Annotated in this window: 8 protein-coding genes; 4 read left to right on the forward strand and 4 right to left on the reverse strand. The window is 71.4% G+C overall.

The annotated features are described in order from the left end of the window. Positions 1-323: 323 nt before the first annotated feature. The 4 genes from GGD89_RS03330 (at position 324) to GGD89_RS03345 (ending at position 12,419) form a co-directional block, all read left to right on the forward strand. Positions 324-3,839, forward strand: coding sequence for an indolepyruvate ferredoxin oxidoreductase family protein (locus tag GGD89_RS03330; protein WP_184042675.1), 3,516 nt, complete (start codon positions 324-326; stop codon positions 3,837-3,839). A gap of 132 nt (positions 3,840-3,971) precedes the next feature. After that, positions 3,972-5,852, forward strand: coding sequence for an ABCB family ABC transporter ATP-binding protein/permease (locus GGD89_RS03335; RefSeq protein ID WP_184042676.1), 1,881 nt, complete (start codon positions 3,972-3,974; stop codon positions 5,850-5,852). A 378-nt stretch (positions 5,853-6,230) separates the two neighbouring features. Beyond that, the gene (locus tag GGD89_RS03340; RefSeq protein WP_184042677.1) at positions 6,231-8,744 is read left to right on the forward strand and encodes a hypothetical protein; all 2,514 of its coding nucleotides are present in this window, start codon (positions 6,231-6,233) and stop codon (positions 8,742-8,744) included. A 294-nt stretch (positions 8,745-9,038) separates the two neighbouring features. Then, positions 9,039-12,419, forward strand: a complete 3,381-nt coding sequence (locus tag GGD89_RS03345) for an AAA family ATPase (RefSeq protein ID WP_184042678.1) — start codon at positions 9,039-9,041, stop codon at positions 12,417-12,419. An 87-nt stretch (positions 12,420-12,506) separates the two neighbouring features. Here GGD89_RS03345 and rfbA read toward each other — a convergent pair whose 3' ends face one another. From rfbA to GGD89_RS03365, 4 genes are all read right to left on the reverse strand, one after another. Then, positions 12,507-13,391 carry a glucose-1-phosphate thymidylyltransferase RfbA gene (gene rfbA / locus GGD89_RS03350; protein ID WP_184042679.1) on the reverse strand — a complete coding sequence of 295 codons (885 nt, stop codon included), beginning with the start codon at positions 13,389-13,391 and terminating at the stop codon, positions 12,507-12,509. A gap of 221 nt (positions 13,392-13,612) precedes the next feature. Beyond that, complete coding sequence (gene dxs, locus GGD89_RS03355) at positions 13,613-15,556, reverse strand: 1-deoxy-D-xylulose-5-phosphate synthase (protein ID WP_425503011.1); 1,944 nt, start codon at positions 15,554-15,556, stop codon at positions 13,613-13,615. A 137-nt stretch (positions 15,557-15,693) separates the two neighbouring features. Beyond that, the gene (locus tag GGD89_RS03360) at positions 15,694-16,638 is read right to left on the reverse strand and encodes a polyprenyl synthetase family protein (RefSeq protein WP_425503012.1); all 945 of its coding nucleotides are present in this window, start codon (positions 16,636-16,638) and stop codon (positions 15,694-15,696) included. 84 nt (positions 16,639-16,722) lie between these two features. Continuing rightward, a complete protein-coding gene (locus GGD89_RS03365; RefSeq protein WP_184042681.1) occupies positions 16,723-17,019 on the reverse strand; it encodes an exodeoxyribonuclease VII small subunit in 297 nt (98 codons plus the stop codon). Positions 17,020-17,316: the final 297 nt, after the last annotated feature.

Below are 17,316 nucleotides of genomic sequence, written 5' to 3' on the forward strand. Positions count from 1 at the left end.
TTCCGTCCCGTGGTGTCTCGTGCGGCCGGAGTGTGGCGAGCCGTCCCGGCGCTGGCAAGCGGCAAGGCCGGATGGCGGGGCAACGGGGTCGGACCAGGGCCCGGATGGTCGACCGGACCGGCTGCCCTCCGTCGCGCCCCCAAGAAACGTCAGCATCTCTTCCCTATTGGCCGTGACCCGGGCTGGGCGCTAGACTGAGCGCACCGGCGCGGCATTGGCGGGGGACCCCGACCGTGCCCATATCCCGGTTGTCTCCGCGCGGTTCGCGTGCCCCCGGGTAGGGCTCGCCCGCGCGGGTTCCCTCCGCCCTGGAGCGTTCGGCCATGACCCACGTCCCGCCTCGCCCGCCCGAGCCGGTGAATCCGGACTCCATCACGCTGGAGGACAAGTACCGCCTCGATCGTGGGGTGGTGTTCATGACCGGGATCCAGGCGCTCGCCCGCCTGCCGCTGGCCCAGCGTCAGCGCGACCGGGCCGCCGGGCTGAACACGGGCGGCTTCATCAGCGGCTATCGGGGCTCGCCCCTGGGGGCCTATGACAAGGAGCTGTGGAAGGCCCGCGCCTATCTGGAGGCCGAGAATGTGCACTTCCAGCCGGGCGTGAACGAGGACCTGGCGGCCACCGCCATCTGGGGCACGCAACAGGTCCATCTGTTCCCTGGCGCCACGGTCGATGGCGTCTTCGGCCTGTGGTACGGCAAGGGACCGGGGGTGGACCGCAGCGGCGACGTGTTCAAGCACGCCAACATGGCCGGCACCGCGCCCCACGGCGGTGTGCTGGCCATCGCCGGGGACGACCACGCGGCCAAGTCCTCGACCATCGCCCACCAGTCGGAGCATGCCCTGGCGGGCGCCCAGATCCCGGTGTTGAACCCGGCGGGCGTGGACGAGGTGGTGGACTATGGCCTGCTGGGCATCGCCATGAGCCGCTTCGCCGGCCTGTGGGTCTCCATGAAGGCCATCAGCGAGACCTGCGACAGCGGCGGCACGGTGATGGTCGACCCGCTGGCGCTGGAGATCGTCACCCCCGACGACTTCCCGTTCCCGCCCGACGGCGTGCATATCCGCTGGCCCGACACGCCACTGGCCCAGGAACACCGCCTGATGCGGCACAAGATCTATGCCGCCCTGGCCTTCGCCCGCGCCAACCGCCTCGACCGGGTGATCTTCGACTCCCCCACGCCGCGCCTGGGCCTGATCGCCTCCGGCAAGACCTACAAGGACGTGCGCCAGGCGCTCGCCGACCTGGGCATCACCGAGGCCATCGCCCGCGACTTCGGCATACGGCTCTACAAGGTGGGCATGCCCTGGCCGCTGGAGCGCGACGGCGTCCGCCGCTTCGCCGAGGGGCTGGAGGAGATCCTCGTGGTTGAGGAGAAGCGGGCGCTGATCGAGAACCAGCTCAAGGAGCAGCTTTACAACTGGCGCGAGGATGTGCGCCCGCGCATCGTCGGCAAGTTCGACGAGGACGGCGCCTGGATCCTGCCCTCGGCCGGAGAGTTGACCCCCGCCCTGGTGGCCCGGGCCATCGCCGGCCGGCTGCGCCGCTTCGTGACCCTGGACACCATGGAAGAGCGCCTGGCCCTGCTGGACCGCAAGGAGGCCGAGGTCTCCCGGGAGCGCGTGGCCACCAAGCGGCTGCCCTACTACTGCTCCGGATGCCCGCACAACACCTCCACCAAGGTGCCCGCGGGCAGCCAGGCCCTGGCCGGCATCGGTTGCCATTACATGGTCACTTGGATGCCGGACCGGAACACCAGGACCTTCACCCACATGGGCGGCGAGGGCGCGAGTTGGGTGGGCCTGTCGCCCTTCACCGAAACCCGTCATGCCTTCGTCAACCTGGGCGACGGGACCTACTTCCACTCGGGCAGCCTGGCCATCCGCCAGGCGGTCGCCGCCGGGGCGACCATCACCTACAAACTGCTCTACAACGACGCCGTGGCCATGACCGGGGGCCAGCCCGTCGACGGATCGCTGTCGGTGCCGCAGATCGCCCGCCAGTTGGAGGGCGAGGGCGTGCGCCGCATCGTCGTTGTCGCCGAGGACCCCGCACGGTACGGCGCCGGGGCCGGGCTGCCGCATGGGACCACCGTGGAGCACCGCGACGACCTGGACCGGGTGCAGCGCCAGTTGCGCGAGGAGCCGGGCGTCACGGTGCTGATCTACGACCAGACCTGCGCCGCCGAGAAGCGCCGCCGCCGCAAGCGCGGCCTGATGGAGGACCCGGACGTCCGCGTGGTCATCAACGAGGCGGTCTGCGAGGGCTGCGGCGACTGCGGCGTGCAGTCCAACTGCGTCTCGGTGGTGCCGGTGGAGACCGAGTTCGGCCGCAAGCGGGCTATCGATCAGTCCTCCTGCAACAAGGACCAGTCCTGCCTCAAGGGCTTCTGCCCCAGTTTCGTGACCGTCTCCGGGGCGGTGCCGCGCAAGGGCGGCGGGACCGCGACCCGCGACGAGGGGTTCCCGGCACTGCCCGAGCCGGATACGGAGATCCACCAGGCGGTGCCCTATGACATCCTGATCACCGGTATCGGCGGCACCGGGGTGGTGACCATCGGCGCCATCCTGGGCATGGCCGCGCACCTGGACGGCAAGGGTGTGTCGGTGCTCGACCAGACGGGTCTGGCGCAGAAGAACGGCGCCGTGGTCAGCCACGTCCGCCTGGCGCGCCGCGACCAGGACATCCACGCGGTGCGCATCGCGGCGGGCAACACCAACCTGCTGCTGGGCTGCGACATGGTGACCGCCGCCAGCGCCGACGTTCTCGGCAAGATGCGCCGGCGGCTGACCGTGGCGGTCATGAACGCCCATCCGGTGATGACCGCCGACTTCACCCAGAGCCCGGATCTGGCCTTCCCCGATCAGGCCATCCGCGACACCCTGGCGGATGCCACCCGCGAGGTGCTGTTCGTGGATGCCACCCGCATCGCCACCGCGCTGCTGGGCGACAGCATCGCCGCCAACCTGTTCATGGTCGGCTTCGCCTGGCAGAAGGGGCTGATCCCCGTGGGCCGGGCGGCCATTGAGCGGGCCATCGAGCTGAATGGTGCCGCGGTCAGGGGCAACCTGGACGCCTTCCTGTGGGGCCGGCGCATGGCCGCGCACCCCGACGAGGTCCTGGCCCTGGCCGGCCCTGGTCCATCGCCCGAGGCCCTGCCGGCGCGCACCCTGGACGAGGTGATCGCCCGGCGGGAGACCTTCCTGGTGGGTTACCAGAACCGCCGCACCGCGCGTGCCTACCGCAAGGGGGTGGAGCGGGTGCGCGCCGCCGAGGCGGCGGTGATGGGCGAGGGGACCACCGCGCTCACCGAGGCCGTGGCGCGCGGCCTGTTCAAGCTGACGGCCATCAAGGACGAGTACGAGGTGGCCCGCCTGTATACCGACGGCCGGTTTGCGCGGATGCTGAGGGAGCGGTTCGAGGGCACGCCGCGCCTCACCTTCCATCTGGCGCCGCCCCTGACCGCCGGGCGCGACCCGGAAACCGGCGCCTTGCGCAAGCGTCCCTACGACGGCCGGCGCATCTGGCCGGCCATGCGGGTGCTGGCGCGGCTGAAGGGGCTGCGCGGGACGCCCCTGGATGTGTTCGGAACCACCGACGAACGCAAGATGCAGCGCCGTCTGCTGGCCGAGTATCGATCCTTGGTGGATACGCTGTTGGGCGGGCTCTCGCGCGATACCCACGCCACGGCCGTGGCCCTGGCCGCCCTGCCGCTGGAGATGCGCGGCTTCGGCCACGTGCTGGAGCGCACCGTGACGGCCGCGAAGGCCAAGGAGGCGGCGTTGCTGGAGGCGTTCCGCGCGCCACCGCCGTCCGCGTCCCGCATGGCGGCGGAGTAGGCGGGCGCGTTTCCGCCGGCCTTCCAACCTTGAACGCCGCCGTTTCATGGCCTAGGTCTCACAGCATTCCCACGTCCTCCCAGCCCGACACGAGCCCCCGGCCCGCGCCGGCAGTCCCCGTGTTGGAGTCCCATGGCCTTGAAGAAGCGCGTCACCGAGATGCCGCCCACCACGCCCGAGGGCATCACGGGGAGTTGGCGGGTGATCGGACGCCTGATGCCGCACCTGTGGCCCCGGGACGAGCCGGTGTTGCGCGCGCGCATGGTGGTGGCCATGGGCCTGCTGCTGCTGGCCAAGCTGGCCACCCTGGCGGCGCCGCTGTTCTACAAGGACGCGGTGGATGCCCTGTCGGTGCCGGCGACCATCACCGCCGTGCCCCTGATGATGATCCTGGCCTATGGCGGCGCCCGGGTGGGCGTGGTGCTGTTCAACGAACTGCGCGACCTGCTGTTCGCGCGGGTGGTCGAGCGCGCCATGCATGTGGTCGGCCTGCGCGTGTTCCGGCACCTGCATGCCCTGTCGCTGCGCTTCCATCTGGACCGCCAGACCGGCGGCCTGTCCCGGGTGATCGAGCGCGGCACGCGCGGCATCGAGATCGTGTTGCGCCTGTTCGCCTTCCGCGCCGGTCCCTCGGTGATCGAACTGGCGATGGTCTGCGGCACGCTCTGGTGGTTGTTCGACTGGACCTTCGCCGCCGCCATCGTGGTGACCATCGCCGCCTACGTGGCCTGGACCCTGGTGGTGACCGACTGGCGGGTCGGCTTCCGCCGCACCATGAACCGCCACGACGCCGAGGCCAACACCAGGGCCATCGACAGCCTGCTGAATTACGAGACGGTGAAGTACTTCGGCAATGAGGAGCACGAGGCCCGTCGCTTCGACCAGGCCCTGACCGCCTACGAGAACGCGGCGGTGACGTCCCACGCCTCGCTGTCGCTGCTCAACGTGGGGCAGGGCGTCATCATCTCCGCCGGTCTGGTGGGCATCATGGCCATGGCCGGTCACGGCATCGTCCAGGGCCGCATGACCCCGGGCGACTTCGTGCTCGTGAACACCTATCTGCTTCAGTTGTACATGCCGCTGAACTTCCTCGGCATGGTCTATCGCGAGATCAAGCAGGCCCTGGTGGACATGGAACTGATGTTCAGCCTGTCCGACCAGCCGCCCGAGGTGGCCGACGCGCCCGACGCGACGGATCTGCGGGTCACCGGCGGCGCGCTGCGGTTCGAGGACGTGGGCTTCGGCTACGGCCCGGACCGGGCGGTGCTGCGCGGCGTGGACATCACCGTGCCGGCGGGGCAGACGGTGGCCCTGGTGGGGCCGTCCGGGGCGGGCAAAAGCACCATCGGCCGCCTGCTGTTCCGCTTCTACGACGTCACCGGCGGGCGCGTGCTGATCGATGGCCAGGACCTGCGCTCGGTCACCCAGGCGTCGTTGCGCCGGGCCATCGGCGTGGTGCCCCAGGACACGGTGCTGTTCAACGACACCGTCGGCTACAACATCGCCTACGGCCGCCCCGTCGCGACCCAGGCGGAGATCGAGCAGGCGGCGCGCATGGCGGCCCTGCACGACTTCGTGGCCGGCCTGCCCGACGGCTACGAGACCCGGGTGGGCGAACGCGGCCTGAAGCTGTCGGGCGGCGAGAAGCAGCGCGTCTCCATCGCCCGCGCCATCCTCAAGGACCCCCCCATCCTGTTGTTTGACGAGGCCACCAGCCAGCTCGACAGCCACACCGAACGGGAGATCCAGGCCGCCCTGCGCCGGGTCTCGGCCGGACGCACCACCCTGGTGATCGCCCACCGGCTGTCCACGGTGGTGGACGCCGACCAGATCGTCGTGCTGGACGGCGGACGGGTGGCGGAGAGCGGCACGCACCAGGACCTCCTGGCCCAGGGCGGGCGCTATGCCGCCTTGTGGGCCAAGCAGCAGGAGGCCCGAGACCTCGAAGCGCGCCTGCAACAGGCCGCCCAGGATCCCGATGTCGACCGCGCGGCGGCGGCGCTGCCGGCCTGACGCCGACGCGTTTCTGTGGACATCGGCGCGCGCGGGTCGGATCCGTGCCTCAAAAAACGCACCATGCGGGCGCAGCCTGTGACCGTCTCGTGATCCATGGCGGGTCTGGAACGGCCTATGGTTCCGTCGCGGGGAGAAGGGGGTTAAGGTGACCGCGACGGTCGGATTCTGCCGCGTGCGGCGACGCCGTCCGGGGCGCCGGGCGTGATGGCGTCGGCCGCCGCGCACGGCTTCGACTCGCGTGTGCTTGCGACACGAACAAGCATGCCGGAGCGAGTCTGGTGTTGTTGGGGGCAGGGCATGACGGCGCACGCCGTCCGATGTCGCCGGCTCCTCGGTTTCGTCTTCTCAAGGGGTGGGCATATGAAAGGAGTCTCCGTGAGTCTTCGAATCGCGGATGCCGTCCGGTCATCGGCGGGCATGGCGGGTCTGGCCGGTGTGGTGCTGGCCGGGGGCCTGACGGCGGCGACGCCGCCCGCCGTGGCGGCCGGCGACCAGACGGGCGGCGCGGCCGTCACCGTGACCAAAAGCGCCCAAACGGGCGCCCAGACCGAATCCCAGACGGGACCTGACGCCGGCACCGGGACGGGTGCCTCTGTGGCGGAGACGACGCCGGCCGCGCTGGCTCTGCTTGCCCAGCCGGGGTTGCCGGAGCTTCCGGTGCTCGACCGGACGCTGAGTCCGAACTCGCCCGAAGGTCGCATGGCGACGCTGGTGCGGGACAGGGTCGTGGGCGCGATCAGCATGCTCGGCTCGCTGACGACAGGCGACATCATCGCCACCGACGGGCCGATCATGGCGGAGCCATCCGCCGACGGCGGCGTGCGGGTCACGTTCAAGGATCTGACCATTCGGGCCTACAGCTCCACCGGCGCACCGGTGGTGATGGCCGCCGGCGACCTGGTGGTGGACGCCAGCGACGCCGACAGCGGGGGCGCGGTCGCCTACACCTTTTCCGTCCCCGGCCCGGTTCAACTGTACCAGAATGGCCTCAGGATCGGGGCGATCGCCATGGACCGGTTCCTTGCCGAGGGCCTGATCGACCCGGAAGCCCCGATGATGGGCCGGGACTCGGTCGTCGTGGACGGTCTGCGCTTGGACGTCGATGCCGGCGAGGGTGAACCGGTGTTCGTCACCGTCGAGTCCCTGATCGCGACGGCGGACTCCGACATCGTCGAGGACGGCATGATCGACGGCGCGGTCAGCATGACGCTGGGCGACCTGCGGACCGGTCGTGGCGAGCGCAGCCCCACCGTGCGGATCGCGGAGACCGAGCTGATCAGCACCTACGAGGCGGTGCCAGGGACCTGGAAGCAGGTGATCGATCTGGTCGCCGCCACCACGCGGCTCCCGACCGAAAAGGAGGTGCTGGCCCTCTACAGTCAGTTGATGCGGGATACGACATTGGGGATCAGTGACGGGTCGATCGAGAGCACGGGGATCGAGTTCTTCATCACATCCGACGACTCCGTGACCATTGATCGCGTCTTCATGGACTCGGAGGTCGCCGAACCTCAGGACGACGATCCCGCGAGCGGCCGTATCTCGATGGCCCTGGATGGCCTGCGCACCAAGGGCGCGACCCTGGACGACGGCGTGGACCTGGGGGCCTTTCGGTTCGACATGGACGGCGAAGGCCTCAATTCGGCCGCGTTGCGGCTGTTCATGGCCGACATGATGGATGTGGCCGCGACCATCGAGACACCGGTGCCGGGCGAGCCTCCGCCGCCCCTGCCGCCCGGTCTCGAGAACCAGATGTTGACTCAGGTCGCGCGCCTGGCGAAGGACCTGGACATCGGTCAGGCGGAGTGGTCGATGTCGCTGGCCGGCCTGGCGGTCCGTGATGAAGGCGAGGCGGTCTTCGGCCTCGGGTCGATGACCACGAACGGCCGTTGGGATGAGAACGACGCCGGCCTGGTGGACCTGCCTGGCCGGTGGGAACTGGCGGACCTGCTGATCGTCGATCAGGACAACGGCCTGCCCATCAGGATGGACAGCCTGGTGATGGAGACGCTGACCGAGGACTTCGATCTCGCCAGCCTGCGGTCCATGGCCGTGCTGGCGATGGACAGCTTCAGGGCCACGGGGCAGCCACCCGAGCCTGGTGCCGTCCAGGCGATCGCGGATGGCATGGTGTTCGGCGGCGGGTTCACGGACCTTTCGGTCAAGGGCGTGCGGATCGGCACCGACCAGACGCCCATGGGGGGCCTGGAGTCGTCGGCCCTGCGCATTGAGGCGGATGCCGCGCCGGCGGATGTGGACGTGACCGATGCCCGGGTGCGCTTCGACATGGCCGGTCTGGACACCGGGCCGATGGCCGCCGCCGCCGTGCCGTCCGACATCCTGCCCAAGGCGGCGGGCCTCAGCCTCGATATGACCGATGTCCCGCTGCCGGCCCTTACCCGCCAGTCGTTTGACTTCGACGCGCTGATGACGGGGCCGGAGCCCGTGTTGTTCGGCAACCAGGCGTTCATGGACCTGATCAGGACGCACAAGCCGACCTTCGACGTGGACGGCATATCCGTGACGGCGCCCGCCTATGACATCGACGGCGCCGGCGAGATTATCACCGATCCCGCCTCGCCGCTCATGTTCGGTGGTGGCGTGTCGTTCACGGTGAGCGGACTGGACGAGACCCTGGCGGTGGTGCAGGAGCGCGCCCGCACCGATCCGTCCCTGCAGGAGGCCGTGCTGGTCCTGGTGGCCCTGCGCGGTCTGGGCCGGGTGGAGGAGCCGGGGGCGCATGTCTTTGACCTGACGCTGTCGGCGGAGCAGGGCGTGCTGATCAACGAGGTGCCCATGGGCATGCTGATGATGGCGGGGCCGGGGGCAACGCCCGGGCAACCCGGCACGCCGGCACCCGCGCCGGCGCAACCGGCGCCCGCGCAGTAGGGCGAGGGGCGGTCTCCCCGGGCCGGCCCGTCCGCGCGCGGACACCGGTCGGGCCGGGGGGCGCTCTTGTCTTTGTCGATTGAAGGCTCTTTGTCGATTGAAGGCAGAACAGGCAGTTTTTAAACGAGTTGGCTGCTTTTCTTGAAATGCCGACGGAAGATGTCATGATGGATCCATGACATGCGTCCGGGGGCAAGCGCCTGCCAGTCGGGTTCCGTTCGGGGCCTCGGCGGGGATCCGTGGGTCGACGCGCGGGCGATCGGAGCGGCGCGGTCCGGGCGGGGAAGGGTGCTCATGGACTATCTGGAGCATTTTGGCCTGGTCGAGGCCCCGTTCGCGCTGACCCCCCGGGTCGCGCATCACTTCGTCGTGCCGGAGCGGGGCAATCCGGCCGACGTCCTGGAAGACGCCATCGAACGCGGCGAGGGCCTGCTCAAGGTCACCGGCGAGCCGGGCACCGGTAAGACGCTGCTCTGCCGGGTGCTGGGGCATCGCCTGCACACCCGGCGCGCGGTCGGCTACGTGCCGGCGCCGGTCGGCCAGGACGCCCCGGCGCTGCTGGCCCTGGTGTGCCAGGCGTTCGGGTTGCCGCCCAGCCCCGTGGCGGCGGACATGACCACCACGTTGCGGATCTTCCTGGAGGATCGGCTGGCGCGCGGCCATGGCGCGGTGCTGATCGTCGACGAGGCCCAGACCCTGGGCCTGGCCGGCCTGGAGGCGGTCCGCCTGCTGAGCACGTTCGAGACCGACGAGGACAAGCTGCTGCGCATCGTGCTGGTGGGGCAGCCGGAGTTGAACACTCTGCTGGCCAGCGCCGACCTGCGGCAACTGGCCCAGCGCATCACCGTCGCGGTCCGCACCGAGCCGTTCTCCGCCCAGGAGTCGCTGAGCTACATCGATCACCGCATCGGCTGCTGCCGGCGCGAAGGCGTGGACTACGACCCCTTCACCGAGCGGGCCAAGGCGGTGCTGGCGCGCTCGGCGGTCGGCGTGCCCCGTCTGCTGAACACCCTGTGCGACAAGGCGCTGGTCCGCGCCGCCGCCGACGGCGCCCTTCAGGTCACCGAGCAGCATGCCATCCTGACCGTCGAGGAGGTCCTGGAGGTTGCCCAGCCGACGGCCGCGTCGCGCACTTCCGGCGGGCCCGGCTGGTTCCGTCTTCCGCCCTGGGGGGTGGTGACGGCGGCGACGGTGGGAACGGCGGCGATCGTCGGCGGCCTTGTAGTGGCCCTGCTGCCGTTGTGGGGCGGGGACGAGACGGGAACGGAGACGGTCGCCCTGACCGGAACCCGCGACGCCGGGTCGTCCGAGGGCATGGTGCGTTGGACCCCGCCGGAGGATACCGGCGATCCAGGCCGGGCCGGGGGCTTCAGGCCGCCACCCGCGCCGTCCCTGGTGATGCCGCGCGACGAGACGGTCGTGCCCGCCGGTCCCGGGGATCGCCCGGATCGGACGGCGCAGGCGGGATGGGCGGCGGGGCCGCCCCCGCGCGCCGACGCCCCGGCCATGGCCGTGACGCCGGAGCCCGGGGCGCGGGCGCCGGACGAGGCCCCCGCCGCCCTGGCGGCGCTGACGGCGCGCCTGCGCACGGGAACCCTGGAGGCGGATGACGGCCCCGGGGCGGGGCGGGCGGCTGATCGCGAGGCCGCCGATGTCTTTCCGGACAGGCCCGCCGGGGATGGTCCGGCCGCGACGGCCGTGCCCACACCCATGCCCACACTCACGCCAGGCACGGACGAGGCACCGGCCTCCGTCGGGCCCAGGGTGCCGGTCCCCAGCCTCCCCGAGGATGAGGCGCAGCAGCGGGTGTCCGATGCCCTTGCGCGGCTGGCCACGCTGCATGAACAGGAACGCGCGGCCGAGACCCGCGCCGCGCGGCGGGCGGCGGCCGAGGCCGCCGCGGCGGGCGACCGCACGGACCAGATGGTCGCCGAGGCCCTGTCCGAACCCCGGCCCGCGCCGACGGGCGTTGATCTGACGCGACCGCCGTTGCCGGTGCCGGAGGGACAGGCGCTGCCCGATCGACCCGATGGATCCATGCTCCGCGCGCCCGGCGGTCCAGGACAGGACGCCTTGGCGTCGGAGGGCCTGTCTCCAGACGACATGCCAGCCCGTACGGCGCCGGAGACGGGGCGCGCCGGGCGGTCCCTGGCGCCGTTGGCGGCCTTGCCGGTGACCCGGGACCGGGCCGAGATCGCGGCGCGGCGGGAGGCCGCCGACACCGCCGCACCGATGCCGTCGGTGTCTCCGGCCGGCCCGATGGAGGACGAACCAGGGCACGCGGCGCCGACTCCGCCCGAGGCCGGGACCGAGATGCTGGCGGTGGCGCCGCCCGTGGGCGATCCCGAGGACGGGAGAGAGGCCGAGGCCGCTGGACCGGCGCCGGAGCCGTCGAGTCCGCCGGACGACCGCGCAACCGCCGAACCCGCCCTGACCGAGTTGCCGGCGCCCGCCATTCCCACCCTTGATGAACCGGTCGCCGGGCTGAACACCGGTCTGGCGCCGCCGCCCGAGGACATGGCCGGCGCGTCCCCCCAGGATGCCTCCCAGGGGATTCCAAAGGATGCTCCAGAAGGGCCCCCAGGGGATGCGCGCGACGCGGCCGTGGGGGAGCCGCCCTCGGCCGGCGGCGAGGGTGATCCCGGTGCCCCCTCGCTGGCCGTTGGGGGCCTGATGGCGAGGGGCACGATCACCGACCAAAATGCGGGCGCGGGCGAGAGGGGCGGCGCCGAGACCATGGCGCGCGCGCCGATGGTCGAGCCCGGCGCCGACGCGACCGTCGAGCCGTCCACGGGGGAACCGACCCGCGTGGATCCATCTCGCGAAGATATGGCCCGCGAGGATTCGTCGGGCGACGTGCCGCCCCGGCCCGAGCCACCGGATCGGCCGGTCGCGTCGGTTGACCCGGCTCCGTCCTCGACGCCGGCCCGGGCGAGTGCCTCGACACCCGAGCCGGCGCCGGCACCGGCGTTCGACGCCGCGCGTGACGCGCCGCCGATGCCTGGCGTCAGGCCGACTGTGCCGGATCGCGCGGTGCCCGCCCGGACCGCCGCCGTCGACCGGACCGGGGATGGGGACGCCCCCCCGCCTCGGCCCGACTCGCCCGACGTCGCCGCGCCGGTGGTGGACGAGGCGGAGACCGAGACCGTTCCGGCATCCGCGACGGATACGCCGGACAGGGGCAAACCGGATACGGGGGCATCCACGGTGCGGGCGTCCGGCGCGGCGCCTGACGCCACCGCGTCCGAGCGGGTGTCCACCCGTCCCCGGACGTCCTCGTCCCGGCCCAGGCCGGCGCCAGCCCAACGGGAGCGGCTGACCGCCGACGACCTGAACGCCCTCAGCCTGGAAAGCGCGCTGTCGGGCCAGCCGTTGCGCCTGGACGGGGTGGTGTCCCGACCCGTCCCGACCACGCCCGCGCGACCCGCCGTCATGCCGCCGGAGGCGGGGGACGGTCCCGCGCCGGACCCGGCCCGGACGGTCGAGACGCCGGTCCCGTTACGCCCGGCGGCGGACGTGCCATCCAGCGACGGCGCGCCCGGGGACACCGCCGTGGAAACCGGGGACGGAGACGCCGCCGTCACGGCGCCGGAGGAGATGGACTGGTCCGCCCTGGGGCGCGCCCAGCCGGGCGAGTTGCCGCCGCCGGACATTCCCGCCGTGCCGGCGCAATAGCACCGGTCTCATACCAGTGGCGGATGAGTGTGACCCATCCGCCGAGCGGCCACGGACCGCAACGGTCAGTCTCAATGACCGCTGGTGTTACAGGTCGGTCCGGCCCTCGGCGGCGATCTGGCGCAGATAGCGGCCGTAGTCGTTCTTGGCCATGGTCTCGCCGAGCGCGGACAAGTGCGCCGCGTCGATGAAGCCCATGCGGAAGGCGACCTCCTCCGGCGCGGCGATCTTCAGGCCCTGCCGCTTGTCGATGGTGCGCACGTAGTTGCCGGCGTCCAGCAGGCTGTCATGGGTGCCGGTATCGAACCACGCATAACCCCGCCCCATGCGCTCCACGGTCAGCGAGCCGTCGTTGAGGTAGAAGGCGTTGACGTCGGTGATTTCCAGTTCGCCCCGGGCGCTGGGCTTGACGTTGGCGGCCACGTCCGTCACCCGGCCGTCGTAGAAGTAGAGCCCGGTCACCGCCCAGTTGGACTTCGGTTGCCGGGGTTTTTCCTCGATGGAGGTGGCGCGGCCATCGGCATCGAAGGCCACCACGCCATAGCGCTCGGGATCCGGCACGTGATAGGCGAACACGGTGGCGCCATGGGTGCTGCGATCGGCGGCCTTGCGCAGCTGCTCGGTCAGTCCGTGGCCATAGAAGATGTTGTCGCCCAGGATCAGGGCGCAGGGGCTGCCGTCCAGGAACTCGCGGCCGATCACGAAGGCCTGCGCCAGACCCTCGGGGCGTGGTTGCTCGGCATAGGCGATGCGGATGCCCCAGTCGGCGCCGTCTCCCAGCAGGGCCTTGAAGCCGGGGGCGTCGTGCGGCGTGGTGATGACCAGGATCTCGCGGATGCCCGCCAGCATCAACACCGACAACGGGTAGTAGATCATCGGCTTGTCGTAGACGGGCAGCAGCTGCTTGGAGATGCCCCGGGTGACCGGAAACAAGCGGGTGCCCGAGCCCCCGGCCAGGATGATGCCTTTCATGAACCCCTCGTGGTTTCGGCGGGTCCGAGGTCCCCCGCCGGACCAGCGCCTGTTGGATCGTCGCCGCCGGGCGGCGGCCGCGACCACTGTTTCCGATCCCGCCTGGGAGCGCAAGGGTCACCCCGTCGACGGCCGAGCCACGGCGCCCGGGATGTGTGCCCGTCGACACGGGCCGGCCATGGACTCCGGACTCCCGGGGGACCCGTTACGCGTGGTTGATGTCAGGCGCGCGGTGGATGCCCGGCGGCGTCGCCGATCACGGTCCCGACACCCGCGCCGGCCCCTGCGCCGGTCTCGTCCGCCAGCAGCGCCAGCACCGTCGCGGTGATGCCGTCGGCGTCATAGCCGGCGTCGGCCTCCTGCTGCTCCGGCTTGCCGTGCTCGACGAAGCGGTCGGGCATGGCCAGGCTGCGCACCTTCAGGCCGTTGTCCAGCAAGCCCTCCTCGGCGAGCGCCTGGAGCACATGGGCCCCGAAGCCGCCGCGCGAGCCTTCCTCGACGATCACCAGCGCCTCGTGCTCGGTCGCCAGCCGGCGCACCAGCGCCATGTCCAGCGGCTTGGCGAAGCGGGCGTCGGCCACCGTCGGCGACAGGCCGCGCTGGCCCAGCGCCTCGGCCGCCCTGAGGCAGGGATGCAGGCGCGTCCCCAGCGACAGCAGGGCCACGGCACGGCCCTCGCGCACCACCCGGCCCTGGCCGATGGGGAGGGGCGTGCCGCGTTCGGGCAGGTCCACGCCCTCGCCCTCGCCGCGCGGATAGCGCAGCGCGGTCGTTCGGTCGTCGCAGGCCGCCATGGTGGCGATCATGTGCATCATCTCGCCTTCGTCGGCGGGGGCCATGTACACCAGGTTGGGCAGGCACAGCAGGAACGCGAGATCGAAGGACCCATGGTGGGTGGCGCCGTCGGCGCCCACATAGCCCGCCCGGTCCATGCACAGGCGCACCGGCAGGTTCTGCAGCGCCACGTCGTGGACCACCTGGTCATAGGCCCGCTGCATGAACGACGAGTAGATGGCCACGAAGGGCTTGTAGCCCTCGCTGGCCAGGCCGGCGGCGAAGGTCACGGCATGCTGCTCGGCGATGCCCACGTCGAAGCACCGCTCCGGGAAGCGCACCCCGAAGGCATCGATGCCCGTGCCGGCCGGCATGGCGGCGGTGATGCCGACGACGCGGTCGTCGTGCTCGGCCTCGGCGATCAGGCCCTTGGCGAACACGCCGGTGTAGTTGGGCGCCTGCGGCACGGGCTTGTGCAGGGCGCCGGTCACCACGTTGAAGCGGCCGACCCCGTGGTACTTGTCGGGGGCGACCTCGGCCGGCTCGTAGCCGCAGCCCTTCTTGGTGACCACGTGCACCAGCACCGGGCCTTCCTGGGTCGTCTCGCGCACGTTGCGCAGGACCGGCACCAGCTGGTCCAGGCGGTGGCCGTCCACGGGGCCGACGTAATAGAAGCCCAGTTCCTCGAACAGGGTGCCGCCGGTCACCAGGCCCCGGGCGAACTCGTCCACCTGGCGGGCGGCGCGCTCGACGGGGCGCGGCAGGTGCGCCACCAGGTCCTTGGCCACGTTGCGGATGGACACCCACGGCTTGGAGGACAGCAGCCGCGACAGGTAGTTGCTCATGGCCCCCACGGGCGGGGCGATGGACATGTCGTTGTCGTTGAGGATGACCGTCAGCCGGGTGTTCTGGGCGCCGGCGTTGTTCATGGCCTCGTAGGCCATGCCGGCGCTCATCGAGCCGTCGCCGATCACCGCCACCACGTGGCGCGTCTGCTCGCCCAGGTCGCGGGCCACCGCCATCCCCAGGGCCGCCGAGATGGACGTGGAGCTGTGCCCCGCGCCGAAGGGATCGTAGGGGCTTTCGGTGCGCAGGGTGAAGCCGGACAGGCCGCCGGGCTGGCGCAGTGTCTGGATGCGGTCGCGCCGGCCGGTGAGGATCTTATGCGGATAGCACTGGTGCCCCACGTCCCAGACCAGGCGGTCATCGGGGGTCTCGAACACGTGATGCAGGGCGACGGTCAGTTCGACCACGCCCAGGCCGGCCCCCAGGTGACCGCCGGTGGTGGAGACCGCCTGAATCATCTCCTGGCGCACCTCGTCGGCAAGCCGGGTCAAATCATCCAGGGATAGGTTGCGGATATCGGGGGGGGTCGTGAGGGTGTCCAACACCGGTGTCTCGGGGCGACCTGACAACGCTCTGGTCCTTCTGAATTTGGCTCTCGAGTCTGGCTCTCAAGTCTGGCTCTCGAACGGGGGCTCCAGCCCCGGACCGGCCGGTGGACGGCGCGCGGCCGCCGCGGACGGGGCTAGTTTTTGCGCTCGACGACGTAGCGCGCCACGGCGCGCAACAGATCGGCCTCGTCGCCGAACACCTCCAGGTGGGCCAGGGCCTGGTCGGACAGCAGCCGGGCGCGCTCGCGGGCGCCCTCCAGCCCCAACAGGCTGACGAAGGTGGTCTTGCCGGCGGCGGCGTCCTTGCCGGGGGTCTTGCCCAGGTCCTGGGCGCTGCCGGTCTCGTCCAGCACGTCGTCGGCGATCTGGAACGCCAGCCCCAGGTCGCGGGCATAGGCGTTCAGGCAGGCGCGCATGCGCGCCGGCGCCTTGCCCATGATCGGCCCGGCCACGCAGGCGAAGGTGATCAGGCGGCCGGTCTTCATCTGGTGCATGCGGGTGATTTCCGGCACGTCCAGCGCCACCCCGCCGTGGCCGCGCTCGGCCATCAGGTCCACCATCTGGCCGCCGACCATGCCGTGTCCGCCGGCGGCGTTGGCCAGTTCCCACACCAGTTCACAGCGCACGGCCGGGTCGGAATGAGCGGCGGGGCCGGCCAGCACCTCGAACGCCTTGGTCAACAGGCCGTCGCCGGCGAGGATCGCCGTGGCCTCGTCGAACTGCTTGTGGCAGGTGGGGCGACCGCGCCGCAGGTCGTCGTCGTCCATGGCCGGCAGGTCGTCATGGACCAGCGAATAGGTGTGCACCATCTCCAGCGCCGCCGCCACGGTCAGCGCCGCGCTGGGCGATACGTGGAACAGCGCCGCCGAGTGCGTCACCAGGAACGGACGAAGCCGCTTGCCGCCGGCCAGCGCCGAGTAGCGCATGGCGTCCAGGACACGGCCCTCGGGTTCCGAGACCGGGGGGATCAGGTCCGACAGCCGGGCGGAGACCGCCTCGGCCGTTTCGGTCATGGCGGCGGCCAGCGGGGCGTAGGTCTCGGAGCGGGTGGCGTTGGACATGGTCCCCTGGTCGGGCATCGGACGGTCCTTGGGCGGCAGGGCGATGTGGGCGGGTGATCCGTTGACGGATGGCACGACAGGATCACGCGGTACGACGGACCGTCAACCCACGTCAAGGGGTGTGGTCTCCACGCTACCCCCGGCGGTGACGCCGATGCGCTCCACCTTGGCGCGGGCCTCGGACAGGCGGGCTTCGCAGTGACGCCGCAGCCAGACGCCGCGCTCGTAGGCGGTGACGGCGGCGTCCAGGTCCACCCGGCCGCTCTCCAACTGCTGAACGATGTCCTCCAGCGCGGCCATGGCCTGCTCGAAGGACAGCGCGGCGATATCGGCGGGTGGGGTGGCACCGGCGGCGGGGGAGCCGGGGGACACGGTCTGGGTCTGGGGCTTGGATGTCATGAAAACAGGATCCGGTTTCGACGCGGCGCGCAACGGGCGGTGTCAGCGCGGCCACGGCCGCCCCGACCCCGACAGGTTTTCCAGGACCCGCCGATCCGCCACGGGTCGCCCGGGCCGTGGGGGTCCGGCGACCCGCATCTCGACTTCGCGCGTCATGCCGGTGCCGGCCATGCCGACAGCGTCCGCCGCGTGCCGGCCCGCGTGGGTCCCCGGTCATGGTCTATGACCGCTGCCATCATATCGGTGTGTCCCCGAATCGCAACAGCGCGTAGACCCCTTGCCCGGCGTCTCCCACCG

Source organism: Roseospira visakhapatnamensis, assembly GCF_014197915.1.
In the GTDB taxonomy this organism is placed as follows: domain Bacteria; phylum Pseudomonadota; class Alphaproteobacteria; order Rhodospirillales; family Rhodospirillaceae; genus Rhodospira; species Rhodospira visakhapatnamensis.